This window comes from Streptomyces sp. VTCC 41912, assembly GCF_045799175.1.
In the GTDB taxonomy this organism is placed as follows: domain Bacteria; phylum Actinomycetota; class Actinomycetes; order Streptomycetales; family Streptomycetaceae; genus Streptomyces; species Streptomyces albulus_C.
On the sequence record NZ_JBJMAB010000084.1, the window covers coordinates 1 to 3,977 of the forward strand.

Consider the following 3,977-nt stretch of genomic DNA (forward strand, 5'->3'; position numbering starts at 1 on the left):
GTCTCGATGCCGAGGGACAGCGGGGTGACGTCCAGCAGGAGGACGTCCTTGACCTCGCCCTTGAGGACACCGGCCTGAAGGCTGGCGCCCATGGCGACGACCTCGTCCGGGTTGACGCCCTTGTTGGCCTCCTTGCCGCCGGTCAGCTCCTTGACGAGCTCGGCGACGGCGGGCATACGGGTCGAGCCGCCGACCAGGACCACGTGGTCGATCTCGGACAGCTGGATGCCGGCGTCCTTGATCACGTTGTGGAACGGGGTCTTGCAGCGGTCGAGGAGGTCCGCGGTCAGCTGCTGGAACTGCGAGCGGGTGAGCTTCTCGTCCAGGTGCAGCGGGCCCTCGGCGGAGGCCGTGATGTAGGGCAGGTTGATCGTCGTCTCGCTGGACGACGACAGCTCGATCTTCGCCTTCTCCGCGGCCTCGCGCAGGCGCTGGAGCGCCATCTTGTCCTTGGAGAGGTCCACGCCGTGGCCGTTGGCGAACTGCTTGACCAGGTAGTCGACGACGCGCTGGTCCCAGTCGTCACCACCGAGGTGGTTGTCACCGTTGGTGGCCTTCACCTCGACCACGCCGTCGCCGATCTCCAGGAGCGACACGTCGAAGGTGCCGCCACCGAGGTCGAAGACGAGAATGGTCTGGTCTTCCTTCTCCAGACCGTAGGCCAGGGCGGCCGCGGTGGGCTCGTTGACGATGCGCAGGACGTTGAGGCCCGCGATCTCACCGGCCTCCTTGGTGGCCTGGCGCTCGGAGTCGTTGAAGTACGCCGGAACGGTGATGACCGCGTCGGTGACCTTCTCGCCGAGGTAGGACTCCGCATCCCGCTTCAGCTTCTGCAGGATGAACGCAGACATCTGCTGCGGGTTGAAGTCCTTGTCGTCAATGTTGATCTTCCAGTCAGTGCCCATGTGGCGCTTGACCGAACGGATCGTCCGCTCGACGTTGGTCACCGCCTGACGCTTGGCGACCTCGCCGACCAGCACCTCGCCGTTCTTCGCGAAGGCGACGACGGACGGCGTGGTCCTGGCGCCCTCGGCGTTGGTGATGACGGTGGGCTCACCGCCTTCGAGAACACTGACGACGGAGTTAGTCGTGCCCAGGTCGATGCCGACCGCACGTGCCATTTCGATTCCTCCAGCTGACTTGAGTGGAACAGGCTCAAGGGTGCAGCACCGATCCGAACCTGTCAACAGACCTGAGTCGGAGGCGCTCAAGTTTTATGTCGCGCTTATCGTCATCGGGTCGTTGCGGAGGACGCCGGGGGCCGCCGGGCGGTTGCCCGCGCGACACAGATCACCGGCCGGGCGGCTTCATGGGGCCCGGAATACTGGGTAACCTCAGCGCAGACCCGAAAAGTTACCGCTTAGTAGTTCCGCTCAGATCTCCACGGCCCGGCCGTTCCGATCGCGCGGATTCCTGAAGATTTCTCCCGCTCTCGCAGGTCCGAGGAGCCTCCCATGCAACTCGCCGCGATCATCGTGTCGCTGGTCCTAATCGCGGTCGGCGTCGCGCTATTCGGCCGCGCCATCCTGCAGATCTTCCGCCAGGTCCGGCTCGGCCAGCCCGTCCCCGCCGGCACCCGCACCGACGAGCCCGTGCAGCGCACGGTCACCGTGGTCAAGGAATTCCTCGGCCACACCCGGATGAACCGCTGGGGCGTCGTCGGCGTGGCGCACTGGTTCGTGGCGGTGGGCTTCTTCTCCCTGCTGCTGACGATCGTCAACGCCATCGGACAGCTCTTCAAGGCCGACTGGATCCTGCCGATCATCGGCGACTGGACGCCGTACAACGTCTTCGTCGAGTTCGTCGGCACCATGACGACGCTGGGCATCCTGGCCCTGATCGTCATCCGGCAGCTGTCGAAGCCGAACCGGCCGGGCCGCAAGTCCCGCTTCGCCGGCTCCAACTTCGGCCAGGCGTACTTCGTCGAGGCCGTCATCCTCATCGTCGGCATCTGCATCTTCACGCTGCACGCCCTGGAGGGCGCCCAGCACCATGTGGACGGCTACGAGGCCTCGTTCTTCATCTCGTACCCGGTCGTCGCGTGGCTGAAGGGGATGAGCGTCGGCACGCTCCAGAACCTCACCTACTTCTTCGCCGGCCTGAAGATCGCCACCTCGTTCATCTGGATGATCACGGTCGCCCTCAAGACCGACATGGGCGTGGCCTGGCACCGGTTCCTGGCCTTCCCCAACATCTGGTTCAAGCGCGAGGCGGACGGCGGCACCGCGCTCGGCGCCCTGCAGCCGATGACGTCGGCCGGCAAGCCGATCGACTTCGAGGACCCGGGCGAGGACGACCAGTTCGGCGTCTCCCAGGTCGAGCACTTCTCGTGGAAGGGCCTGCTGGACTTCTCCACCTGCACCGAGTGCGGCCGCTGCCAGTCGCAGTGCCCCGCGTGGAACACCGGCAAGCCGCTCTCCCCGAAGCTGCTGATCATGTCGCTGCGCGACCACGCGCACGCCAAGGCCCCCTACCTGCTCGCCGGCGGCGGCAAGTCGATGGAGGGCGAGGAGCAGGCGAGCGAGGAGCAGCTCAAGGACGTCCCGGCCACCGCCCTCGCGGAGGCCGAGCGCCCGCTGATCGGCACCCTCGAAGAGAACGGCGTCATCGACCCCGACGTGCTGTGGTCCTGCACCACCTGCGGCGCCTGCGTCGAGCAGTGCCCGGTCGACATCGAGCACGTCGACCACATCGTCGACATGCGCCGCTACCAGGTCATGATCGAGTCCGCGTTCCCGTCCGAGGCGGGCACGATGCTCAAGAACCTGGAGAAGAAGGGCAACCCCTGGGGCCTGGCCAAGAAGCAGCGCCTGGCCTGGACCAAGGAGGTCGACTTCGAGATCCCGGTCGTCGGCAAGGACATCGAGGACCTCACCGAGGTCGACTACCTCTACTGGGTCGGCTGCGCCGGCGCCCTGGAGGACCGCGCCAAGAAGACCACCAAGGCGTTCGCCGAGCTGCTGCACATCGCGGGCGTGAAGTTCGCGATCATGGGCGGCGACGAGGCGTGCACCGGTGACTCCGCCCGCCGCCTGGGCAACGAGTTCCTCTTCCAGCAGCTCGGCCAGCAGAACGTCGAGGCCCTCAACATGGCCTTCGGCGAGGACTCCGAGGACGAGTCGACGAAGAAGCCCCAGGCCTCCAAGAAGATCGTCGCGACCTGCCCGCACTGCCTCAACACGCTCGGCAACGAGTACCCGCAGCTCGGCGGCGACTACGAGGTCATCCACCACACCCAGCTGCTCCAGCACCTCGTCGACGAGGGCAAGCTCGTCCCGGTCACCCCGGTCGAGGGCATCATCACCTACCACGACCCGTGCTACCTGGGCCGCCACAACAAGATCTACACGCCCCCGCGCGAGATCATCGGCAAGGTCCCGGGCCTGCGCAACGAGGAGATGCACCGCCACAAGGAGCGCGGCTTCTGCTGCGGCGCCGGCGGCGCCCGGATGTGGATGGAGGAGCGGATCGGCAAGCGCATCAACAACGAGCGCGTCGACGAGGCCCTCTCCCTCAACCCCGACATCGTCTCCACCGCCTGCCCGTTCTGCCTCGTCATGCTGACCGACTCGGTCAACGGCAAGAAGAACGACGGCAAGGCCAAGGAGTCGATCCAGGTCGTGGACGTCGCCCAGCTCCTGCTGGACTCCGTCAAGACGCCCCTGGACCCCCCGTCCGACGACGAGGAGCCCGCGGACGCGCCGGAGCCGGCACCGGCGAAGTGACCTGACGACACCCCGAACGCCGAGACACCGGTCCCCTTGGGGGCCGGTGTCTCGGGTTTCTACCTACGTTGTCCGCTGCGCGGGGCTTCGTCGTACGTGGTCGGCCGTCCCGCCGTGGGGGTTGCTGTTTTGCGCCTGCGGCGCGTTGCCGCTGCGCGGGGCGTCGTCGTACGTTGTCGGCCGTCCCGCCGTGGGTCGTCTCGCCGTTGCGCCTGCGGCGCGGGCGTTGTCCGCTGCGCGGGGCTGTTGGGT

At 66.9% G+C, this 3,977-nt stretch carries 2 protein-coding genes; one reads left to right on the plus strand and one right to left on the minus strand.

Features of this window, described 5'->3' with window-relative positions; genetic code table 11:
- The coding region (gene dnaK, locus ACJ6WD_RS41200) for a molecular chaperone DnaK (protein WP_407617801.1) at positions 1 to 1,121 on the minus strand (1,121 nt) is incomplete at its 3' end.
- A 333-nt stretch (positions 1,122 to 1,454) separates the two neighbouring features.
- Between dnaK and ACJ6WD_RS41205 the strand changes: the two genes are divergently transcribed.
- On the plus strand, positions 1,455 to 3,725 hold the full coding sequence (locus ACJ6WD_RS41205) for a (Fe-S)-binding protein (protein WP_055583998.1): 2,271 nt from the start codon (positions 1,455 to 1,457) through the stop codon (positions 3,723 to 3,725).
- Positions 3,726 to 3,977: the final 252 nt, after the last annotated feature.

Bases quoted from the DNA above. Each gene is read 5' to 3' on its own strand.
- ACJ6WD_RS41205 (WP_055583998.1), top strand. From the start codon at position 1,455: ATGCAACTCGCCGCGATCATCGTGTCGCTGGTCCTAATCGCGGTCGGC.